Genomic DNA, 20524 nt, shown 5'->3' with positions numbered 1-20524 from the left:
AGGACGAAAAAAATGCCGTTCAGTCGGAACTGAACGGCATTGCCAACAGAATGGGTCCCCGCTTTCGACGGGACGACGATTATTTGCGGGCGGAGGCGGACTTGTCGCGCGCTGCGCGGAACTCCGACTCGATCGACCAGTTCGGCCAGGTCTTCGAGTTGGCCAGGTCTGCGCCGAGCGAATACAGCACTTCGAGGTCGCGCGCCATGCCGGTAAAGGTCCAGGACGGGTCGAACTCGTCTGCCGGCTGGTGATACGCCTTTTCGTTGTATGCCGCCTCTGCCGCCTTGCCAGCTTCCACGCCGCCCTCGGCCCAGTCGTTACCCGAGCCGAACGAGATCGCAGGCACGCCGCGCTTGGCGAACGGGAAGTGGTCGGAGCGGAAGAAGTAGCCCGCTTCCGGCTTCGGATCCGGCGAGAAGCTCATATTCCACCGCTGGGCTTTGGCAACCAGTTGATCCAGCAATTCCAGCTTGGCGTTGCCGGAGATGTTGAAGTCGCGCGCCGGGCCGCGTGGGCTCAGCGCATCGAGGTTGATCACGCCCACCGTGGAGGCCAGCGGGTAGAGCGGATTCGACGCATAGTACTCGGAGCCGAGCAGGCCCTTTTCCTCCGCCGTCACCGCCAGGAAGACCACGCTGCGTGCCGGCGCGGGCGCCTTGGCATAGGCGCGCGCCAGCTCCAGGATTGCCGCGATGCCGGTGGCGTTGTCGACCGCGCCGTTGTAGATCTTGTCGCCGGTCGCGTCAGGCTGGCCCACGCCCAGGTGGTCCCAGTGGCCGCTGTAGATGACGTATTCCTTCGGCTGTTTGGCGCCCTCGCGGATCGCCACCACGTTCTTCGATTTGATGACCTGCGCATCGACCGCGTAGTTGGCAGACAGGGTCACGCCCTTCAGCTCCACCGGCTTGAACGCACGCGTCCGGGCCTGCTTTTTGAGGGCCTCGAAATCCACGCCAGCGCTCTTGAAGATGCTGGCGGCCAGGTCGCGCTGGATCCACGCTTCCATCGGCGCGTGCGACTTGCGCGGCTCCTTGCGCACGATGTCGTACATGACGTTGGTGTTGGAGTTCTTCACGGTCGGCCAGCCATACGAGGCCGGCTCGGTTTCGTGCACGATGATCGTGCCCAGTGCGCCGCGGCGCGCCATCTCTTCATACTTGTAGGTCCAGCGGCCGTAGTAGGTCATCGCCTTGCCGCCGAAGTCGCCCTGCCCGGTCTCGAAGTCCGGGTCGTTGATGAGCACCACGGCCAGCTTGCCCTTCATGTCCATGCCCTTGAAGTCGTCCCACTTGCGCTCGGGCGCGGTGACGCCATAGCCGACAAAGACCAGCGGCGCATTCTTGAAGTCGACGCTCTTGGCGCCGGTCATCGCGGCGCGCACGGCCATATCGTCGCCCTGCGACAGGCTGCGGCTTTCCTTACCGGTGTTGAGCGTCAGCTTGACCGGGCCCTTGATCTCGAAGCGGCCGAGCGGGACGTCCTGGGTCCAGCTGCGCTTGCCGCCTGCCAGGTCGCCGCCGGGCTGCACGCCGGCCGCCTTGAACTGTTCGATCAGGTAGTTGACCGTCCGGGTTTCGCCCGCGGTGTTGGGGCCACGGCCCTCGAACTCATCCGACGAGAGCACTTTGACATCCTGTGCCAGGCGTTGCGGATCGAATTTCGGCGCGTCAGCGGCATGCGCTGCTGCGGCTGCCAATCCCAGCAGTAGTAAAGTAGCGTTCTTCAATGCAGGTCTCCCATTTTCCGAAAATAGCAAGGCGGTAACAGTAGCACAAGGCGGCCGGCAGATGCGCATTCCGGCAAGCCGGAGCGCTGATAGAATGGGCTGGATATTCCCCGACCGCGCCCTCAGCTTGCAGTAATGCACCTCGTCAAATCCCTCTCCCTGGCTGCCCTCCTGTCCTGCAACGGCATCGCCTGCGCGGCGCCGCAGCCTGACCTCGTCCATCTGGTGAATGCGTACCGGGCGACGCCGGCCGGCTGCCAAGGCCAGCCTGCCCGCAGCGCGCCCCCGCTCAAGCTGGAGAAAGCGCTGTCCGATGTGCGCCTGCGGCCCGGCACGATCCTGGTAGCGGCGCTCGATGCCGCAGGCTACGAGGCGGAACAGGTCGACGCCATCCAGGTCAGCGGGCCGGAGGAAGTGCACGGTGCCTTCGACGCGCTGCTGGGCGCGCATTGCGGCACGCTGCTGCGCGCGGACTACAGCGCGATCGGCACCAGCCGCAGCGGGAATACGTGGACGGTCGTGCTGGCCCGGCCGGTGCCGGACCTTGCCCGGCTGTTGCCGGAGTGGGAAGACGCGGGGCGCGAAGTGCTGGCCGCGACCAATGCCGCGCGCGCGGTGCCGCGCATGTGCGGCAATGTGCGCTATGGCGCGGCTCCCCCGCTGGTGTGGAATGGCGCGCTGGCCCGGGCCGCGCGCGCGCACAGCGAGGACATGGCGGACACCCGCACCTTCAGCCACCGCGGCAGCGACAACAGCGATGTCGGCACGCGCGCGCTCCGGATGGGCTACGGCTGGCGCGCCATCGGGGAGAACATCTCGTTCGGGCAGCGCGCGGCAAGCGAAGCCGTGGCCGGCTGGATCGACAGCCCCGGGCATTGCGCCAACCTGATGAACCCGGCCATGGTGGAGATGGGCGCGGCGTTTGCGCTGCGTGGCGCGCCGCGGCAGGCCGCCTACTGGACCCAGGTGTTCGGCAAGCGCTAGCGGCCAGGGTGGTTCCCGCGGTCGCGGGGTGGCGGAATCCGCCATAAAAGGGGCGATTCCGCCAAAACAACGCCGAGACCTGGCGAAACGGTATTCCGGGGACCGTCCCCCTTTACCACATCAGGTCGTCGGGGATCTGGAATGCCGCGTACGGATCGTCCGGATCGATCTCGTTGCTGGTCTTGTTGACCCGCACCACCAGCAAAGGATCGCGCTCGGCGATCTTGTCGGCGATCACCCGCGGCACCAGCTCGGTGGCGCCGTTCAGGCACACGATGACCAGGCGCCCGGCGATCAGGTGCGCCTGCACATCGGCCGACACATGGATGCGGTCGATCTTGGTCCCGTGCGTGAAGTTGTACGGAATGTCACCCTTGCCCTTGGGCTGCTTGTTCTTCTGCACCAGGTCCGCGATCTGCGCGGCAATCGCCTTCTGCCTGGCCGCCGCCTCGCGCTGGGCGTTCGCCTCGCGCGCCTTCTCGGCGTTCTTGCGCTGTACTTCCAGCGCCGCCTCGCGCGCTTCGTCCACGCTCTGCGTGCCGGTGCGGCGCTCGATCTTGCGCTGTTTGTTCTTGTCCTGGCTGACCAGTTTCGCCTTGGTCTTGTCGACCAGGCCCGCCTTCAAAAATTGATCTTGCAACGAGGCCATGCCTGCTTCTCCGTGAATCGCGCACACCGCCATGGGTCCGGCGCATAATGAAGCCGCTAGCATAGCAAACCGCGGCGCCGGCAGGCCGCTTCTGCGCATGGACGAGGGAACTTCTGCCCTGCCGGCAGCTCTAAAACCGAACACTTCGATATCGCTGGCTCTTACACGAACGGGTGACGTATGGGACGCAGAACTGTCGCGCTGGCGCTCGCCGGCGGAGCAATCGTGGGCACGACGGCCATTGCGCCGTCGCTGGCAGGGCGGCAAGCCGCGGGCTTCGATCCCTTGTTCGACAACGGCGCCATCTGCGGCACGCGGCAGGCACCTCCGCCCGTGCTGCGCCAGCTGATGCTCGCGCAGGCGGAAACCGCGCCGTTCAAGCCCGGACAGCAGCTGCGCGCCCCGTCCAGCCAGGACCTCCCGCCCCTGTACCGCAACCTCGGCAACCTGCATGTGCCGGTCACCACCACCAATCCGCGCGCGCAGGCCTTCTTCAACCAGGGCATGCGGCTGGCGTTCGCGTTCAACCACGCGGAGGCGGCGCGCTCGTTCCGCGCCGCGCAGCAGCTCGATCCAAAGTGCGCGATGTGCCACTGGGGCGAGGCGCTGGTGCTGGGGCCGAACATCAATGCGCCGATGTTCCCGGAAGCGGTGGCGCCTGCGGCTGCCGCTGCGGCACGCGCGGCCGCGCTGGCCCCCACGGCCACGCCGGTCGAGCAGGCGCTGATCCGCGCGGTCTCGCGCCGCTATTCCGCCACGCCCGGCGCCGACCGTGCGCCGCTCGATGTGGCGTATGCGGACGCCATGGCCGACGCGGCGCGCGCCTTCCCGAACGACGATACGGTGCAGGTGCTGTACGCGGAATCGCTGATGGACCTGTCGCCCTGGAATTACTGGGAAGCGGGCGGCGCACGCCCGAAAGGCCGCACCGCGGACATGGTCGCGGCGCTGGAGCGGGTACTGGAACGCAATCCCACCCACCCGGGCGCGGCGCACTACTACATCCATGCCGTGGAAGCGTCCACCCATCCGGACAAGGCCCTGCCCGCTGCGCGCGTGCTGGCGCGGCAGATTCCAGGCGCGGGCCATATCGTGCACATGCCATCGCACATCTACTACCGCGTGGGCATGTACAAGGACGCGCTGCAGTCGAACCTGGATGCGATCGCGGTCGACGAGGAGTACTTCCGCCGCTCCGCGAGCGATCCTGTCTACAAGGGCGCCTACTATCCGCACAACATCCACTTCGTCATGGTCTCGGCCCTGATGGGCGGGGACGGCAGGACGGCGCTGGAATCGGCCGCCAAGCTCGATGCAGCCCTGCCGGCCGAACTCGTCAGGAACTTCAGCGGGCTGCAGCCGGTCAAGGCGGCGCCCTACTTCTCGCACGTCCAGTTCAGCAGTCCGGACACGCTGGTCGCGCTGCCCGATCCGGGACCGGAGTTCGTGCTGGTGCGCGCCATGTGGCATTACGCACGCGCTGTCGGGTTCGCACGCAAGCACGACTTCGAGCGTGCTCAGCGCGACATCCAGGCCCTCGCCAGGCTCGAGCGCGACGGGAACTTCCAGCCCATCATCGAGTGGGGTATTCCCGCGAAGGAGATCGTGCAAACGGCACAGGCGGTTGCGCGCGGCCGGCTCGCCGATGCGCGCGGCGACCTGCCGGGCGCCATCGCCGCCTACCGGCAGGCCGTCGACATCCAGGACACGCTGCCCTACACCGAGCCGCCGCACTGGTACTACCCGGTGCGGCAGTCGCTCGGCGCGGCGCTGCTCCGCGCCGGGCAGCTGGACGCTGCCGAACAGGTGTTCCGCGAATCGCTGGTGCGCACGCCCAGCAATGGCTGGGCGCTGAGCGGCCTGATGGAGGTGTACCGCAAGCGTGGCGATACTGCCGCGCTCAAGGCCGCACAACAACGCTTCGAAACGACCTGGCTGGGCAAGCAGGGGCCGCCCAGGCTGTCACTGCTATAGCCCGCGGTCCCGGTTTTCCGTCGGCAGGCCAGCCTCCAGCCATCCGGCGATCCCGGCGGACATGACGCGCACGTCGGCATATCCCATTGCCCTGGCGCGGCGTGCCGCTTGCGGCGCCTTGCGGCACAGCGGATTGGAGCAATAGAAGACCAGCCTTGCCAGCTGGTCCTGTGGCAAGTCGCTTGCGGCAAACGTGTGCGGATCCAGATTGATTGCACCCGGCACGTGCGCCGCCTGCCAGCGCTGCGGCGCGTTCACGTCGAGCACCGTGACGCGCCGGTCGTCCACCTCGCGCAGCAGTTCCGCAGGCGAAACCGATTTGACTCCCATGAGCAGGGCGAACATGGCCCTAGTCCTGCGTCCGCGCGGTGGCCGCCAGCACGCAACGGAGCGCAACCAGCGCCATCGCACTGCCCAGGACGGCGATGCCAAGCAGGGCCGCCGACGCGAGCGGCGCGAACATCCACACCAGCATGTAGCCAAGACCGCCGAGCACCATGCTCATGCCTGCAAAACGGCGCAGGGCCTGCTCGGTGGCTGGATTGCAGCGCATGGCCGCCAGCGGGACCAGCTTCTTGGGCACGTAGTTGGAATAGAACACGACCAGCGCCCCGCTCATGACCCCGACGATGCGGCGCACGAGATCGCCCTCGACCGGGCTGTACTTCAGGGCGGCGACCACGCCGAGGAAGGCGGCCGCCAACAGCAGCGGACGGACGAGCGGGTGTTTGGCGGGTGCGTCAGTCATGTTGTTGTTCTCCGTTGTGCTGCCTGGTTGGGGGATCGCCGGCGGGCCGCGAGACCTGCAAGCCGAAGGTTTGCGCGAAGCTGAGCAGGGCTTCTTCCAGCACCGACATGCGCAGCCGGTAGGTAACCGTGCGGCCCTGCTTTTCCGCCTCGACCAGTCCCGCAGCGACCAGCACCGCGAAGTGCGCGGACATGGTCGGCTTGGACACATCGAACTGGTCCGCAAGCTCACCGGCGCCGACCGGACCGGCACGCAAGAGTTCCAGGACCTTGCGGCGGGTGGGGTCGGACAATGCTTTGAAGACGCTGCTCATGGATTCGATTATTAGCTAATCATCTAACTATTGCAAGGACTTTCGACGCCACCGTTTCCCGCCGCTTCCGGCGCCGCTGGCTTGCCTGTCCCGCACGCCCCTTACAATAGATGTTTTGAAAGGTCTGTCATGCACGCTCTCCCTCCCTGCCCGCAATGCCATTCCGGGCTGACTTACGAAGACGGTTCGGGCAATTACGTCTGTCCCGAATGCGCCCACGAATGGCCGGTGCAGGCTGCCGAGGCGGCAGGCGAAAGCGCGCGCGTGTACCGCGACGCCTCTGGCAACGTGCTGCAGGATGGCGACACGGTCACCGTGATCAAGGACCTGAAGCCCAAGGGTTCGGGTGGCGTCATCAAGCAGGGCACCAAGGTGCGCAATATCCGCCTGGTCGACAGCGACCACGACATCGACTGCAAGATCGAGGGTTTCGGCGCGATGAGCCTGAAGTCCGAATTCGTCCGCAAGGCCTGACCGCGTATCTAGGCTTCCTCGTCGGCGAATCCCAGCGCCGCGAAATGCAGCACCCACTCGCGGCGCAGGTCGACGCCGATCAGCGCCGCGGCTTCGTCGTCGTAGAACGCGCCCACCGGACAGGCGGCCAGGCCGCGCGCCACCGCACCAAGCAGCCAGCGCTCGCCCACCATCCCGGCTTCGATGAAGCCGTGCCGGTATCCGCGCGCGCCCTCGGCCAGCATCGGCTCGCGTTCGGCCGACAGCACCAGCACCGCCGGCGCGTCTGCGATCACATCCTGCGACAGCGCCGCCGTTCCCGCCGCGGCCTGGAAATCGCCGCTGCGCACACGCACCAGGAAATGGCGCGGGTCGTAGCGGTACACGCCCGGCGCCAGCCCGGCCACACGGCTGGCCACCACGTTGATGCGTACCGCATCCGATAGCTGTGCCGCCTGGACCATGTCTGCCAGGATCGAGGAGAGCGATTCGAGCGGTACGGGTTGCGCGGTAAAGCGGCGCTTGCTGCGCCGCTCCGCGATCACCCGGCGCAGTTCCATGGACGCGGCTTGCGGTGACGGCAGGCGCACGATTTCGCCGGTTGGCTGCTGCGCCTGCAGCGATGTGCTTTGGTGGATGATGCCGGTCACGCCCATCGCGTTGGCGCGCACGGGTACGGCCGCATAGCGCGCCGGAGTCCGCGCAGCCGGCGGCGCAGGCCCTTGCCGGCGCAGTTCCATCACCGCCAGCACGCCCTCCTCCACACCGTCCACGCCCAGCGTGCGTGCGAATGACGCTTCGTCGAAGCGGGGCAGCAGCACCGGGCTGAATCCCGCCGCATGCGCGCCCGCGCGCAGGTTTTCCAGCAGGTGTCCGGCATCGGCCGTGACGTAGCGGTAGGCGCGGTTGCGGTATTTGTAGCCGGTGCGGCGGAACACCGAGGTCAGCACCACGGTGGCATCCGCCTCCTGCGCCACGTCTTTCGGCAAGGGGCCCAGCAGGTCCAGCCGCGCCTTGTCCGGATCGAAGTGGTAGATGCCCGGTTCCAATCCATCCACCGCATGTGCCAGCACGTACAGTTCGCTCGGGAACAGCGCGCCCGACGACGGTGCGGCGCGCAGCGCATTGCCGCCCCGGCGCAGGGTGACGCCGGCGGCCAGTTGCAGGATGTCGCCCAGTTCCGGAAGCGCCATCGCTTGCGCGCGCGGCGCCGGGCCACGCAGCGCCGCGCTCAGCCCGGCCGTGCCGACGCTGCCCCGCCCCAGCGGGATGTGGCGCGCATCCGGATAGCTCTTGAAGGGTGGCGGCGCATCGCCCCAGTCGATCCCCGGCGTGCGCCGGAACGCTTTGCCGCGCGACTCGGACGAGTACTCGTGGAAGCTGACCACGGCCGCCACGCCGTCCACCGCCCCTGCAACGGGAGCCGCCGGCCCCTGCTCCCGGCCGCCGCCTGCAAAGTACGCGGCGGTGACGGCAGCCACTACCAGCGCGCCCTTCGCCCAGGCCCGCGCGCCTCCGGCCGCCGACGGCGCCGCGTGCGGCGCGGCGCGCGGACCGCGCAGCCAGCGCACCACGATCGGAAGGTTGAACCACAGGTGCAGGCCCACCAGCAGCAGGGTCGCATAGCCGAACAGGTAGTGCCAGTCGAACACCGGCAGCTGCTGGTTGGCGACCCAGAAAATGCCCAGTCCGGCCGTCGTTAGCAGGTAGGCCATCAGGAACAGGCTGAACTGGATGTTCAGCGCGTGCCGCGCAGGCATGCGGGAGCGCACCGCCGCGGCGGCCAGCCAGGCCCCATACAGCGCCAATGGCAGCAGCACCCACGCAAGCTTTGGCATCGCCTCCCCCGGATCGGACACGTGTCGATTCTACACACGAGCGCTGCCCGCGCCGCCGCGCATCTCCCCTATACCGCGCAGAGGAAGCTTGCTACTATTGCCTTACATCAAGCGTCCATACTGCGGCCACGCCCCATGCTACCCAGCACCCTGAGCTCCACCACGAGTTTCATCGACCTCCTGCTCGACGCCGTCTGCGTGGTCGACGTGGACGGCCGCTTCGTGTATGTCAGCGCAGCGTGCGAGCAGATCTTCGGCTACACCCAGCAGGAGATGGAGGGCATGCAGATGATCGACCTGGTCGCGCCGGACGACCGCGAACGCACGCTCGCTGCCGCGAACCGCATCATGGACGGGCACCCGATGCCGCACTTCGAGAACCGCTACGTGCGCAAGGATGGGCGCATCGCGCACATCATGTGGTCCGCGCGCTGGTCCGAGGATGCGCAGGTGCGCATTGCGGTGGCGCGCGACATTACCGCCAGCAAGCGCAACGAAGCGCTGCAGGCGGCCCTGTTCGCGATTTCGGAGGCGGCGCACGCATCGAGCGACGTGCCGGCCCTGGTCCGCCAGGTCCACGCCACGGTCAGCGCACTGCTGCCGGCCGCCGGCTTCACGGTCGCGCTGTGCGGCGCCGGCGGCGCGCTCGAATTCACCTACCACGCCGGGCATACCGGGGCGGCATCGACCGGACCGGGGGACGAGGCGCGCGCGCTCTGCGCCGAGGTGGTCGACACGCGCAAGCCCATCATGCTCGGGCCGGGACAGGCGCCCGCGCCCGACGACCTGTGTTCCTGGCTCGGGGTGCCGCTGGAAACGCAGCAGGAGGCCATCGGCGTGCTGGCCGTCCACAGCGGTCCCGGCTGCACGCCGTTCTCCGACGGCGACACGGAACTGCTGCAGTTCGTATCGACCCAGGTTGCCACTGCCATCCAGCGCAAGCAGTTGCACGCGCGCCTGTCGCATATGGCGCAGTACGACGAACTGACCGGGCTGCCCAACCGGCGGCTGCTGTACGACCGCATCGCCACCGCCATCACGCGCGCGCGCCGCCAGCAGGGCCAGCTCGCACTGCTGTACCTGGACCTGGACGGATTCAAGAAGGTCAACGACATGTTCGGCCACGCGGTGGGCGACCAGGTGCTGCAGGCCTTCGCGCTGCGGACCATGCAGTGCGTGCGCGGCGTGGATACCGTCGCGCGCCTGGGCGGCGACGAGTTCGTCGTCCTGCTCGACAGCGTCACGCTGCCCGAGCATGCGGAGCTGGTCGCCGACAAGATCCGCGCCACCGTGCGCCAGCCGATCGACATCGGCCAGGGCCGTATCCTGCGCATGGTCACCAGTGTCGGCATTGCGCTGTTCCCCCAGCACGGCGACACGCTGGACCAGCTGCTGCAGCATGCCGACGGCGCCATGTACGAGGCCAAGCCGCACCGCGCCGCTGGCGAGCAGCGGTAAGCGCAGACACAACGCCCTCCCGGAGCGGGGCGGGACGACCGGGGTGCGTTAACAGCTCAGGAGGGCAGCTTTGCCATCGCCCGCTCGAGCGCGGCGAAGCAGTCGGGGTCGAGCGCGGTGCCGACGGTCTTGGACATCATCTCGAGCGCGCGCGGCACCGGAATCGCGGCGCGGTAGGGCCGCTCGGCGGTGATGGCGTCGAAAATGTCCGCGGTGGTGATGATGCGGGTCTCGATCGAGATGTCCGCCGCCGACAGGCCGCGCGGATAGCCGCCGCCGTCGAGGCGTTCATGGTGCGCCCCGGCTACCCGTCCCAGCTCGGCAAAGGCGCCGATGCGCGACAGGATGGTCTCGGTATGAATCGCATGCTGCTTGACCGCATCCCACTCGTCGCGGTCGAGCGCGCCGGGCTTGTCCAGCACGCTGTTGCTGACGCCCAGCTTGCCCACATCGTGCAGCAGCGCGCCGCGGCGCAGCCAGCGGCGCCGCTGTTCCGGCAAGCCCAGCGCCTCGGCGATCATGTCGGTGTACAGCGCAACGCGCGCGCTGTGGCCGCTGGTGTACGGGCTCTTGGAGTCGACCACCTGGCCGAAAGCGGTCGCGATGTCATCCAGGTAGTCCTCGTCCACCGGCACCTCGTGTCCTGCCGGTTCGAGCGCAAGCACGGCCGCATCGACGCCGGTGGAAGCCAGCATGGACCAGAAGCCGTCCTGCTCCGCAGCCGCCTCGAATGCCTGCACCAGCGCAGGATCGAACCAGCTGCCGGCGCGGGCGCGCGCCTCGGCCAGCGCCGCTTGCGGACCGCTCGCCGTGTGGAATACATCGATCACCTGCGACAGCAGCGCGATGCGCGCATATACGGGGATCGCATCGCCGGCCAGCCGGGCGGGCTTGCCCTTGCCGTTAAAGTGCTCGTCGAGGCTGTAGATACCGTCCGATACGCCGGCCGGAAAGCGCAGCAGGCGCGCGATCTCGGCGCCACGCTGGCAGCGCGTCGCGATCAGCTCCTGCGCGATGTTGGGGCCGTCGCGCAGGATCGTCATCACGCTGCGGAAGCGTTCCGCCAGCCCTGCCTTCAGCCCGGTGTGCGTCAGCACGAACGCCAGCACCTGCGGCAGGCTGTCGCCCACTGTCTTGAAGTCGCGCTTGAACTGGAGGTCGTCGGTCAGGTACAGCTCGCAGATGCGCGCGGCATTGCTGCTGCAGCCCAGGTCCTTGAGCAGCAGGGTGTAATACAGCTCCCACAGCGCCGCCTCCGACAGCCCGGCCTGGCGGCCGATATGCATGCCGATCCAGCACACGCGCACGCAATGGCCCGGCGGCTGCCCTTCGGTGATGTCGAGCGCATAGCTGAGCGCGCTGATCAGCTCGGAGAGGCGGATCGCGCGTGTGCGGGGCGGATGTTCCGGCGTGCGGGCGAGTGTTTCCATCATAGTAATGTGTCGGCCTTAGACGGGGCCGCCCTGATGAGGTATCAATTTTCTTCAGGAACATTATAGGCTTGCTTACCGGCACAAAACTGCCGCGAGGCATTTACGCCACGCTTGAATCGCGGAATGAAGAAAACGCACCGCCGGCAATCGGTTCATAATTGCCGATATGATTCCATTTTCCGTCCTCGACCTCGCCCCCATCAACGAAGGCAGCGATGCCGCGGCCTCGTTTCGCAATTCGCTCGATCTGGCGCGCCATGCAGAACGCCTGGGCTACCAGCGCTTCTGGATGGCCGAACACCACGGCATGCCCGGCATCGCCAGCGCGGCCACGGCCGTGCTGCTGTGCCATATCGCCGGCGGCACCTCGACCATCCGCGTCGGCGCCGGGGGGATCATGCTGCCGAACCACTCGCCGCTGCTGATCGCGGAGCAGTTCGGGACGCTCGAGTCGCTGTTCCCCGGCCGCGTCGATCTCGGACTGGGCCGCGCACCCGGTTCCGACCATGCCACCGCGCGTGCGTTGCGGCGCAACCTGGCCTCCGGCGCGGACGAATTCCCGCAGGACGTGGCGGAGCTGATCGACTACTTCTCGGACTCGCCCCGCAGTGCGGTGCGCGCGGTGCCGGGCAACGGCCTCAAGGTGCCAATCTGGATCCTGGGGTCGAGCCTGTTCGGCGCCCAGCTTGCGGCGGCATACGGCCTGCCGTATGCGTTCGCTTCGCACTTCGCGCCGCAGCAGATGATGGATGCGATCCGCCTGTACCGCGCGAACTTCCGCCCTTCCGCGCATCTGCAGCAGCCGTACGTCATGCTGGGATACAACGTGTTTGCCGCGGACACGGACGAGCAGGGGCAACTGATCGCCAGTTCCATGCAGCAGGCGTTCGTGAACCTGCGCAGCGGGCGCCCGTCGCGCCTGCAGCCGCCCGTCCCGGGCTACCTCGACAGCCTGGGCCCGGCCGAGCGGCACATGCTCGACAGCGTGCTGTCGTGCAGCGCCATCGGTTCGCCGGACACGGTGGCACGGCAGATGCAGGCCTTCATCGCGGCGACCGGCGCGGACGAGCTGATGCTCACCTCGCAAGTATTCGACCACGGGGCGCGGCTTACCTCCTACGAAATCGCGATGCGGGTGCGCAGCGCCGGCAAGGCCTGAGTCTCAGCCGGACGGCGTGCAGCGCTTGCCTTCGTACTCATGGCGGTGCAACACATAGGCCTTGCCGTTCCACCGTTCGACCGGAAAGCAGAAGCCGGGGCCGCCGACCTCGATGTCGGGCCAGCCGCCGGTGCCCTTGGTCGCCAGGAAGCGCACCATGCCTGTGCCGCCGGTCACCAGCTTCCAGCGCCCGTTTGCCTGCCGTGTCACTACGCTGTATCCCGCCGCCGTATGCCCGTAACAGAAGGTACCGCCCTCGGTAATGAGGGCTTCCGGCCGGCCGTCGCCGTTCAGGTCACGCACCTCGGCAATCTCGCCGGGCGTGTAAGAAGGCGTGGGGTCGTCGCATTTTTTCCAGTGGCTGCCGGACTTCTTGAAGCCGGCGCCCTGGAACGCGGCGGCCTGGTCGGATGCGGACAGGCCGGGCGGCGCCGCCACGGCGATGGCGCAGCAGGATAGTGCGGCGACGGCAAGCGTCGTTCGTGCGGATGTCATTGCACACCTCCGTTCCGGGCGCGGGCGGTCCCGCAGGGTCTGTCACCGTCCATGCTACGCCCTTGCTCCGCGCACGCACATGGCGCGCACGCCACACACGGCAATCGACGTCAATGTTCGCTCAATCACAGACGGCGGCGCAGGCTGCGTGCGATGCTTCATCCAGCCGACCGGCCACAGGAGTGTTGCATGCGTCCCAACCACGAATTCAAACGTCTTCCCGCCGCCCGTCCCCTCAGCCTGACCGTCAATGGCCGCCCTGCCCGGCTCAACGTCGAGCCCTGGGTCACGCTGCTCGATCTCTTGCGCGAACGCATGGGCCTGACCGGCACCAAGAAAGGCTGCGACCACGGCCAGTGCGGCGCGTGCACGGTGCTGGTGGACGGCCGCCGCATCAATTCCTGCCTGGCACTGGCGCTGATGCAGGAAGGCCGCGCCATCACGACAATCGAGGGACTGGCCGACGGTGAGCGCCTGCACCCGCTGCAGCAGGCGTTCATCGAGCACGACGCGTTCCAGTGCGGTTATTGCACGCCCGGCCAGCTGTGCTCCGCCGCCGGCCTCATCGCGGAAGGCCAGGCGCACAGCGCCGACGAAGTGCGCGAGCTCATGAGCGGCAACATCTGCCGCTGCGGCGCCTATCCGCAGATCGTGCGTGCGGTGACGCAGGTGATGGGCTTGCCGCCGGAATCCGAACGGGCGCATGCCCCGATCGTGACCGGGACGGTGCCCGGATGAGTCCGTTCGAACTGAGCACCGCCGCGGACGCCGCCGCCGCCATCCATGCCTGCAGCGGAAACCCGGCCGCACGCTTCATCGCCGGCGGCACCAACCTGCTCGACCTGATGAAGGAAGGCGTGATGCGCCCCGCACATCTGGTCGACATCAACACCCTGCCGCTCGACTTCATTCGCCCGGGCGAGTCCGGCGGACTGCTGCTCGGCGCGCTGGCGCGCAACGCCGACACCGCCTGGCATCCGCTGGTGCGCGAGCGCTATCCCCTGCTCTCATCGGCGATCCTGGCGGGCGCCTCTCCGCAGCTGCGCAACATGGCGAGCAATGGCGGCAACCTGCTGCAGCGCACCCGCTGCATGTACTTCTACGACCTGGCCACGCCCTGCAACAAGCGCGAGCCCGGCAGCGGCTGTTCGGCCATCGGCGGCTTGACCCGGCAGCACGCCATCCTGGGCGCCAGCCGCTGCTGCATTGCCACCCATCCCTCCGACATGTGCGTGGCGCTGGCAGCCTTGGACGCCGTGGTGCACGTGCAGAACGCCGGCGGCAACCGCGCCATTCCGCTGCGCGAGCTGCACCGGCTGCCGGGCGAGCATCCCGAGCACGATACCGTCCTGGAACCGGGCGACTTGGTCACCCACATCGCGCTGCCGGATGCCGCGCAGTTCGCCGCGCACAGCGTCTACCTCAAGCTGCGCGACCGCCTGTCTTACGCGTTCGCGCTGGTGTCGGTGGCTGCGGCGCTCGACCTCGACGAGGACGGCACCGTGCGCGAAGCGCGCCTGGCGCTGGGCGGCGTTGCGCACAAGCCCTGGCGCGTGCCGGCAGCGGAGGATGCGCTGCGCGGCCGCCTGCCCGACGACGACGCCGGCGCACGCGCGGCGGAGATCCTGCTGGAAGGCGCGGCCGGCCAGGGCGACAACGATTTCAAGATCGAGCTGGCGCGCCGCGCGATCTTGCGCGCGCTGAAGGTGGCGCGCACCGGCACCGTCACCAACTCGGGCGACAACACGCGCAGGCAGCAGCGCAGCGCGGCCCCTCAGCAGCGGCCCTACCCCAACGACCGGAGAGCGCCATGAGCGGGCTGATACCCGAGCTGCGCGCGCCGCGCGCGGATGCCGGGACCGGCCCGGTGCGCATCGGCGACCCGGTCGCACGCGTGGACGGCCGCGCCAAGGTCACCGGCCAGGCGCGCTACGCCGCCGAGCATCCCGCCGAAGGGCTGGTCTACGGCCTGGTTGTCAGCAGCACGATCGCGCGGGGCCGGATCGATGGCTTCGATCTTGACGAGGCACTGTCGGTGCCAGGCGTGATCGACATCGTCACGCACCTGAACCGGCCGTCCATGCGCTCGTTCAAGCTGGCGCACAAGGACATGGTGGCTCCGCCTGGAACGCCGTTCCGCCCGCTGTACGACGAGCAGGTGATGTTCAGCGGCCAGCCGGTGGCGCTCGTGCTGGCGGAGAGCTTCGAAGCGGCGCGCCACGCGTGCGCGCTGGTCCGCGTGCTCTATACGCAGGAGCAGCACAGCACCGATTTCCGCGCGGACCTTAACCGCAGCCACCCGCCGAAAAAGTCGAACACGCCGCCGGAGCGGGGCGACGCCCGCACGGCCTTCAACCGCGCGCCGGTCTTTGTCGACGTCACCGTGCACAGCGGCGTCGAGCACCACAATCCGATGGAGATGTTCGGCGCCACCGCGATCCGCGCCGCGGACGGGCACCTCACGGTTTACGACAAGACCCAGAGCTCGCAGAACAACAAGTGGTACCTGGTGAACGCGTTCGGCATTTCGCCGCGCAAGATCACCGTGCGCAATCCGTATGTCGGCGGCGCCTTCGGTTCCGGCCTGCGGCCGCAGTATTCGGTAACGCTGGCCGTGATGGGCGCGCTGCACCTGCAACGCTCGGTGCGCGTGACGCTGACGCGCCAGCAGATGTTCTCGTTCGGGCACCGGCCCGAGACCCTGGCAGCGCGTGCGGCTGGCCGCGAACGAACAGGGCACGCTGCAGGCCATACTGCACCACGCGCGCACCGAGACCTCGCGCTTCGAGGAATATGTCGAGGATGTGGTGAACTGGTCCGGCCAGTCCTATGCGTGCGACAACATCCGGCTGGAGCACGAGCTGGTGGACCTCGACGTATTCACGCCGCAGGACATGCGCGCGCCGGGCGCCGCCCATGGCGTGCACGCGCTCGAAGTGGCCATGGACGAACTGGCGTATGCGCTGCAGCTCGACCCGGTGGCGCTCCGCCTGCGCAACTACGCCAACATCGCGCCGGTGGACCAGCTGCCCTTCTCTTCCAAGATGCTGCACTCCTGCTACGAGCAGGGCGCCGGGCGCTTCGGATGGTCGCGCCGGCCCAGGGAGCCGCGCGCGATGTCGGTCGGCGATGAACTGATCGGCTGGGGCATGGCGGGCGGCACCTGGGAGGCGATGCAGCTGGTCGCGCGCGCCGAGGCGGTGCTGCACGCCGACGGCAGCCTGGTGGTCAGCAGTGCCGCCAGCGACATCGGCACCGGCACCTACACCGTGATGGCGACCATCGCCGCAGACGCGCTGGGCCTGCCGCTCGAACGCGTGACGTTCCAGCTCGGCGACTCGTCGCTGCCGCTGGCGCCGGTCGAAGGCGGCTCGTCGCACGTGGCCACTGTGGGCTCGGCGGTGTCAGGCGCCTGCGACAAGCTGCGCCGGCGCCTGTTCCGGATTGCGCAGGGCATGCCGCGCTCGCCCTTCTCGCGCCTCTCGTTCGGCCAGGTCGAATTCGCGGACGGCATGCTGCGGGCGTTCGGCGCGGGCGGGCCGGGCGTCACGCTGCAGGAACTGCTCGCGCAGGCGGGCAAGCAGGAGATCTCCGAAAAGTACCTGCTCACGCCCGACATCAGGCGCCGCCGCAAGTACGTGCGCGCCGTGCACTCGGCCGTGTTCTGCGAGGTGCGCGTGGACGAGGCGCTGGGCAGCGTGCGCGTGACACGCGTGGTCAGCGCCATCGATGCAGGCCGCATCATCAACCCGCGCACCGCGCGCAGCCAGATCATCGGCGGCGTGGTGTGGGGGATCAGCCAGGCCCTGCACGAAGAGACGCTGGCGGACCACCGCTTCGGCCGATTCATGACCCACAACCTGGCCGACTACCACGTGGCCGTCAACGCGGACATCCACGACATCGACGTCGTCTTCGTGGAACAGCACGACGATATCGTCAGCAGCCTGGGCGCAAAAGGCGTGGGCGAGATCGGCCAGGTCGGGGTCGCAGCCGCGGTATGCAATGCGATCTGGCATGCGACCGGCCGCCGCATCTACTCCACGCCGGCCACGCCGGACAAGGTGATGGCGCCGCGCTGAAGCTCGGGCCGGCTACATCGCCACCACCACCTCGAAACCGCCGTAGATCAGGCGCTTGCCGTCGAACGGATAGGTGGCGGGATCCATGTACTCGGCCAGCTGCGGATCCTTCATCACCTTGTCCATGATCGCGTCGCGGTCGGCGCGCGATGCGTACTCGATCCAGGAAAAAAAGACGATCTCGTCGTCCTTCAGATCGACGGCCTGCGGGAACGAGGTGAGCTTGCCGGGCTTGACGTCGTCGGCCATGCATTCGCGGTAGCTGATTGCGCCGTATTCCATCCAGGCTTTCCCGAACTTTTCGGACATGCGCAGGTAGGCGTCGAGTTTATCCTTCGGCACCGGGGTCACAAAGCCATCAATGTATGCCATTCCCATTCTCCTTAAGGTTCATTGCTACGGACGACCGCTCCCAGCTTGTTGACTAGCTGCCTTGTGCGGCCGCGATACGGTTCTCGCGCAACAGGCGCGGCACGTCGGCCGCTTCCACCGCCCTGCTGAACAGGAAGCCCTGGTACTCGTCGCACTTCATCGCGCGCAGCATCTCCAGCTGCTCGGCAGTCTCCACCCCTTCCGCCACCACCTTGAGGTTCAGGCCGTGGGCCAGGCTGACGATGGTCATGGCGATTGCCGCGCTGTCGTTGTCGATGCCCAGGTCGCGCACGAAGGCCGCGTCGATCTTCAGCCGCTGCACCGGGAACCGCTTTAGATAGGCGAGGCTCGAATAGCCGGTGCCGAAATCGTCGATCGACAGCCCCACGCGCAAGCGGCGGATGTCGCGCATCAGCACGTCCACCTCCTGCTCGCGGCTCATCAGCGCGGTCTCGGTGATTTCCAGCTCCAGGCTGCCGGGCGCGATGGCGTGGCGCTGCACGACGTCGGAGATCAGCCTGAGCAGGTTCTTCTGGTGGAACTGGCGCGGCGACAGGTTGACCGCCACGCTGACAGGCTCGCCCAGCTCCGCCTCCCAGGCTTGCATCTGGCTGCAGGTCCGCTCCAGCACCCAGGCGCCGATCGGGATGATCAGGCTCGTGCGCTCGGCGATCGGGATGAAGCGCGTCGGCGAAATCTCGCCCAGCAGGCCATTCGACCAGCGCACCAGTGCTTCGAATCCCATGATCCGGCCGCTGTGGATGCTGACCTTGGGCTGGTAGACGATGCGCAGCTCGTTGCGTTCCAGCGCGCGCCGCAGCTGCGCTTCCACGGTCAGGCGCTGCTCCAGGTCGCTGTGCGTGGTGGACGAGAAGAATTGCACGGTATCGCCGCCCTCGTCGCGCGCGCGGTTGCGGGCGCTGTGGGCCCGGCCATACAGCTCGTCGGCGCTGTCGCCATCGGACGGGAACACCGACACGCCGATCACCGGCCCCAGGTAGAAGTCGCGCCCCTCCAGCGTGATCGGCTCCGACAGGCGCGCCATCAGCGTGTCCGCGAGCTCCTGCATGGTGGCGCCGCAGGCGTGGGCGTCGGCATGCATGGCCGCAGCGAACTCGGCGCCGCGCACGCGCGCCACGCAAGCCGCGCGCGGCACCAGTTCGCGGAAGATCTCGCCGATCTTGCGCAGTGCCGCCTCGCCCGGCTCGTGGCCCAGCAGGTCCGTGATCTCGTGGGCGCGCTCGAGCGACACGACAAAGGTGCCCAGGCAGGCGCGGCGCGTGCGCGCGACGGCCAGCTCCGCTTCCAGGATCTGCCTGAACTGGGTCAGGTTGGGCAGGCCGGTGAGCACGTCGAAATTGGCCAGGTAGGCCAGGTGTTCCTCGGCCTTGTGGCGCTCGGTGATATCGGTCAGGACCGAGACCAGCTGGGTTTCGCCGTCCGCGTCCACCAGCCGCGAGGTCAGCTGGATGGCCGTGCGCAGCTCGCCGCGCCCGTCGCGGACCTCGGTCACGGCCTCGTTCGAGCGCGACCCTTCCAGCACCGCCTGGTAGCGCCGTTCGCGTTCGCGCGCGGTCTCCGGGTCGAGCACCTCGGCTTCGCGCTCGCCCACCAGTTTGGCGTCCCTGGTGCCGATGAAGCGCGCGAACGCCTCGTTGTACATGACCAGCCGGCGCTCCCCGTCGAGCACCCAGATGGGGGACAGCACGGCGTTGAGGATGGTCGCCAGGTAGTCCGCGCTCCTGCCGGCGCGGCGCTCGCTCGCCTCCAGCCGGCCGATCAGGTCGGACTGGCTGGCACTGTGGCGCGCCACCCGCCACGCCAGGTAAATCAGGATGGCCGAGATCAAGGCCAGCGCGGCGCCGGCGGTCCACAGCAGGTCGTACCACGAACCCAGCGCTTCAGCCTTGTTTGCGCCGGTGATGATGACCAGCGGGTAGTCGCTGACTGCGTCGTATCCATAGATGCGGCGCACGCCGTCCAGCGGGCTGACGATATCCATCACCCCGCGGCTGGCCACCGGCAGCGCCTCGCGGAACAGCGGGGTGTGCGCAAACGAACGTCCGATACCGGACGGGAATGGCGGTCCGCGCACCAGCATGGTGCCGTCGCGGTGGAACAGCGTGACCGAACCGCCCTTGCCCAGTTCCAGCAGCGTATAGATGCGTTCGAAGCGCTCGGAGTCGACCTGCGCCAGGATGGTGCCCATGCGCCGCCCGGACGCATCCGTCACCGTGCGCGCCACATTGATGATGCCCCGTCCCGTATCGGGATCGATATCGCTGATGGTGATCAGGGGCATGACGGCGCCGCGCACGGCGGGAGCGGCCGCTTGGTGCTGGCCGGCGCCCGGCGGCGCCCTGGAACCGTGCGGCCCGGCGCTCGCGGCCAGCCGGCCGGAGGCGTCGAACAGGTGCAAACCGATGATGTATTCCTGCGCCGCGCGCGCGTCGTCGAAATAATCGATCACCGGGCGCTCGGGGGTCTTGCGGTAGGCGCGCTCGGCCTGCAGCATGGCCTGGTCGATGGCCTGCATCACGCCGGAAGTCTGGGCTGCGAACGCGATCGAAATATTGCGCAGGCCGACCATCTCCAGGCGCTGCGTCTCGCGGTAGCTGACCGTCAGCATGCCGGCGGTGGCGGCGGCCAGGAATGCGATCAGCAAGGCAGCCACGGTGACCAGGCGCGCGGCGGAATAAGGCCGCAAGCCCCTGGTTCGATCCTGGTCGCCGGGAGAACGCATCATTGTGTAGTTGCAATACCTTGGGCCATGTGCCGGATGGCTGGACGATTCTACTACCCCGTCCTGAACGGTGCCGCAGCCGTGCAGCACAGCA

Annotated in this window: 17 protein-coding genes and 1 pseudogene; 8 read left to right on the top strand and 10 right to left on the bottom strand. The window is 68.1% G+C overall.

Annotated features, from left to right (window positions below):
- Positions 1-79: 79 nt before the first annotated feature.
- Positions 80-1729 (bottom strand): M28 family metallopeptidase, encoded by a 1650-nt coding sequence (locus tag ACFSQR_RS03655; protein WP_377728249.1) that lies wholly within the window; start codon positions 1727-1729, stop codon positions 80-82.
- 135 nt (positions 1730-1864) lie between these two features.
- On the opposite strand from ACFSQR_RS03655, the gene ACFSQR_RS03650 reads away from it, so the two are divergent.
- On the top strand, positions 1865-2713 hold the full coding sequence (locus tag ACFSQR_RS03650) for a CAP domain-containing protein (RefSeq protein ID WP_377728248.1): 849 nt from the start codon (positions 1865-1867) through the stop codon (positions 2711-2713).
- 112 nt (positions 2714-2825) lie between these two features.
- Here ACFSQR_RS03650 and ACFSQR_RS03645 read toward each other — a convergent pair whose 3' ends face one another.
- Entirely contained in the window at positions 2826-3362 is a 537-nt protein-coding gene (locus tag ACFSQR_RS03645; protein ID WP_377728247.1) for a DUF2058 domain-containing protein, read from the bottom strand.
- A gap of 180 nt (positions 3363-3542) precedes the next feature.
- Between ACFSQR_RS03645 and ACFSQR_RS03640 the strand changes: the two genes are divergently transcribed.
- Positions 3543-5336, top strand: coding sequence for a tetratricopeptide repeat protein (locus ACFSQR_RS03640; RefSeq protein WP_377728246.1), 1794 nt, complete (start codon positions 3543-3545; stop codon positions 5334-5336).
- Here ACFSQR_RS03640 and ACFSQR_RS03635 read toward each other — a convergent pair.
- The 3 genes from ACFSQR_RS03635 to ACFSQR_RS03625 are packed head-to-tail and all read right to left on the bottom strand — an operon-like array spanning position 5331 to position 6397.
- Complete coding sequence (locus ACFSQR_RS03635; protein ID WP_377728245.1) at positions 5331-5681, bottom strand: rhodanese-like domain-containing protein; 351 nt, start codon at positions 5679-5681, stop codon at positions 5331-5333. The two genes, ACFSQR_RS03640 and ACFSQR_RS03635, sit on opposite strands and share 6 nt — an antisense overlap.
- A 4-nt stretch (positions 5682-5685) precedes the next feature.
- Positions 5686-6084: a hypothetical protein gene (locus ACFSQR_RS03630; RefSeq protein ID WP_377728244.1), complete on the bottom strand. Its 399-nt coding sequence runs from the start codon at positions 6082-6084 to the stop codon at positions 5686-5688.
- Entirely contained in the window at positions 6077-6397 is a 321-nt protein-coding gene (locus ACFSQR_RS03625; protein ID WP_377728243.1) for an autorepressor SdpR family transcription factor, read from the bottom strand. Before ACFSQR_RS03625 ends, ACFSQR_RS03630 begins: the two co-directional genes overlap by 8 nt.
- Positions 6398-6526: 129 nt before the next feature.
- On the opposite strand from ACFSQR_RS03625, the gene ACFSQR_RS03620 reads away from it, so the two are divergent.
- Complete coding sequence (locus ACFSQR_RS03620) at positions 6527-6871, top strand: zinc ribbon domain-containing protein YjdM (protein WP_377728242.1); 345 nt, start codon at positions 6527-6529, stop codon at positions 6869-6871.
- An 8-nt stretch (positions 6872-6879) separates the two neighbouring features.
- Here the strand turns inward: ACFSQR_RS03620 and ACFSQR_RS03615 are convergent, their stop codons facing one another.
- The gene (locus ACFSQR_RS03615) at positions 6880-8688 is read right to left on the bottom strand and encodes a SagB/ThcOx family dehydrogenase (RefSeq protein WP_377728241.1); all 1809 of its coding nucleotides are present in this window, start codon (positions 8686-8688) and stop codon (positions 6880-6882) included.
- Between the two features lie 135 nt (positions 8689-8823).
- Here ACFSQR_RS03615 and ACFSQR_RS03610 point away from each other — a divergent pair, with 135 nt between their 5' ends.
- Positions 8824-10146 carry a diguanylate cyclase domain-containing protein gene (locus tag ACFSQR_RS03610; RefSeq protein ID WP_377728240.1) on the top strand — a complete coding sequence of 441 codons (1323 nt, stop codon included), beginning with the start codon at positions 8824-8826 and terminating at the stop codon, positions 10144-10146.
- A 56-nt stretch (positions 10147-10202) separates the two neighbouring features.
- Here ACFSQR_RS03610 and ACFSQR_RS03605 read toward each other — a convergent pair whose 3' ends face one another.
- Positions 10203-11576, bottom strand: a complete 1374-nt coding sequence (locus ACFSQR_RS03605; RefSeq protein ID WP_377728303.1) for an HD domain-containing phosphohydrolase — start codon at positions 11574-11576, stop codon at positions 10203-10205.
- A gap of 169 nt (positions 11577-11745) precedes the next feature.
- Between ACFSQR_RS03605 and ACFSQR_RS03600 the strand changes: the two genes are divergently transcribed.
- Positions 11746-12738: an LLM class flavin-dependent oxidoreductase gene (locus ACFSQR_RS03600; RefSeq protein ID WP_377728239.1), complete on the top strand. Its 993-nt coding sequence runs from the start codon at positions 11746-11748 to the stop codon at positions 12736-12738.
- Positions 12739-12741: 3 nt separating this feature from the next.
- On the opposite strand, the gene ACFSQR_RS03595 is transcribed toward ACFSQR_RS03600, so the two are convergent.
- Positions 12742-13233, bottom strand: a complete 492-nt coding sequence (locus ACFSQR_RS03595; protein WP_377728238.1) for a hypothetical protein — start codon at positions 13231-13233, stop codon at positions 12742-12744.
- Between the two features lie 189 nt (positions 13234-13422).
- Between ACFSQR_RS03595 and ACFSQR_RS03590 the strand changes: the two genes are divergently transcribed.
- The 3 genes and pseudogenes from ACFSQR_RS03590 (at position 13423) to ACFSQR_RS03580 (ending at position 17315) form a co-directional block, all read left to right on the top strand.
- The gene (locus ACFSQR_RS03590) at positions 13423-13971 is read left to right on the top strand and encodes a (2Fe-2S)-binding protein (protein ID WP_377728237.1); all 549 of its coding nucleotides are present in this window, start codon (positions 13423-13425) and stop codon (positions 13969-13971) included.
- The gene (locus ACFSQR_RS03585) at positions 13968-15047 is read left to right on the top strand and encodes an FAD binding domain-containing protein (protein ID WP_377728236.1); all 1080 of its coding nucleotides are present in this window, start codon (positions 13968-13970) and stop codon (positions 15045-15047) included. The genes ACFSQR_RS03590 and ACFSQR_RS03585 overlap by 4 nt, the downstream gene beginning before the upstream one ends.
- Positions 15044-17315, top strand: a pseudogene (locus ACFSQR_RS03580) (xanthine dehydrogenase family protein molybdopterin-binding subunit). The gene ACFSQR_RS03585 and the pseudogene ACFSQR_RS03580 overlap by 4 nt, the downstream one beginning before the upstream one ends.
- Before the next feature lie 12 nt (positions 17316-17327).
- Here ACFSQR_RS03580 and ACFSQR_RS03575 read toward each other — a convergent pair.
- Entirely contained in the window at positions 17328-17687 is a 360-nt protein-coding gene (locus ACFSQR_RS03575) for a DUF1428 domain-containing protein (RefSeq protein ID WP_377728184.1), read from the bottom strand.
- A 52-nt stretch (positions 17688-17739) separates the two neighbouring features.
- A complete protein-coding gene (locus ACFSQR_RS03570; RefSeq protein ID WP_377728182.1) occupies positions 17740-20433 on the bottom strand; it encodes an EAL domain-containing protein in 2694 nt (897 codons plus the stop codon).
- Between the last annotated feature and the right edge of the window lie 91 nt (positions 20434-20524).

The organism is Pseudoduganella sp. GCM10020061 (assembly GCF_042683405.1).
Taxonomy (GTDB): domain Bacteria; phylum Pseudomonadota; class Gammaproteobacteria; order Burkholderiales; family Burkholderiaceae_D; genus Telluria.
The sequence above is the reverse complement of the archived record's forward strand: the minus strand, read 5'-3'. Positions and strand labels throughout refer to the sequence as shown.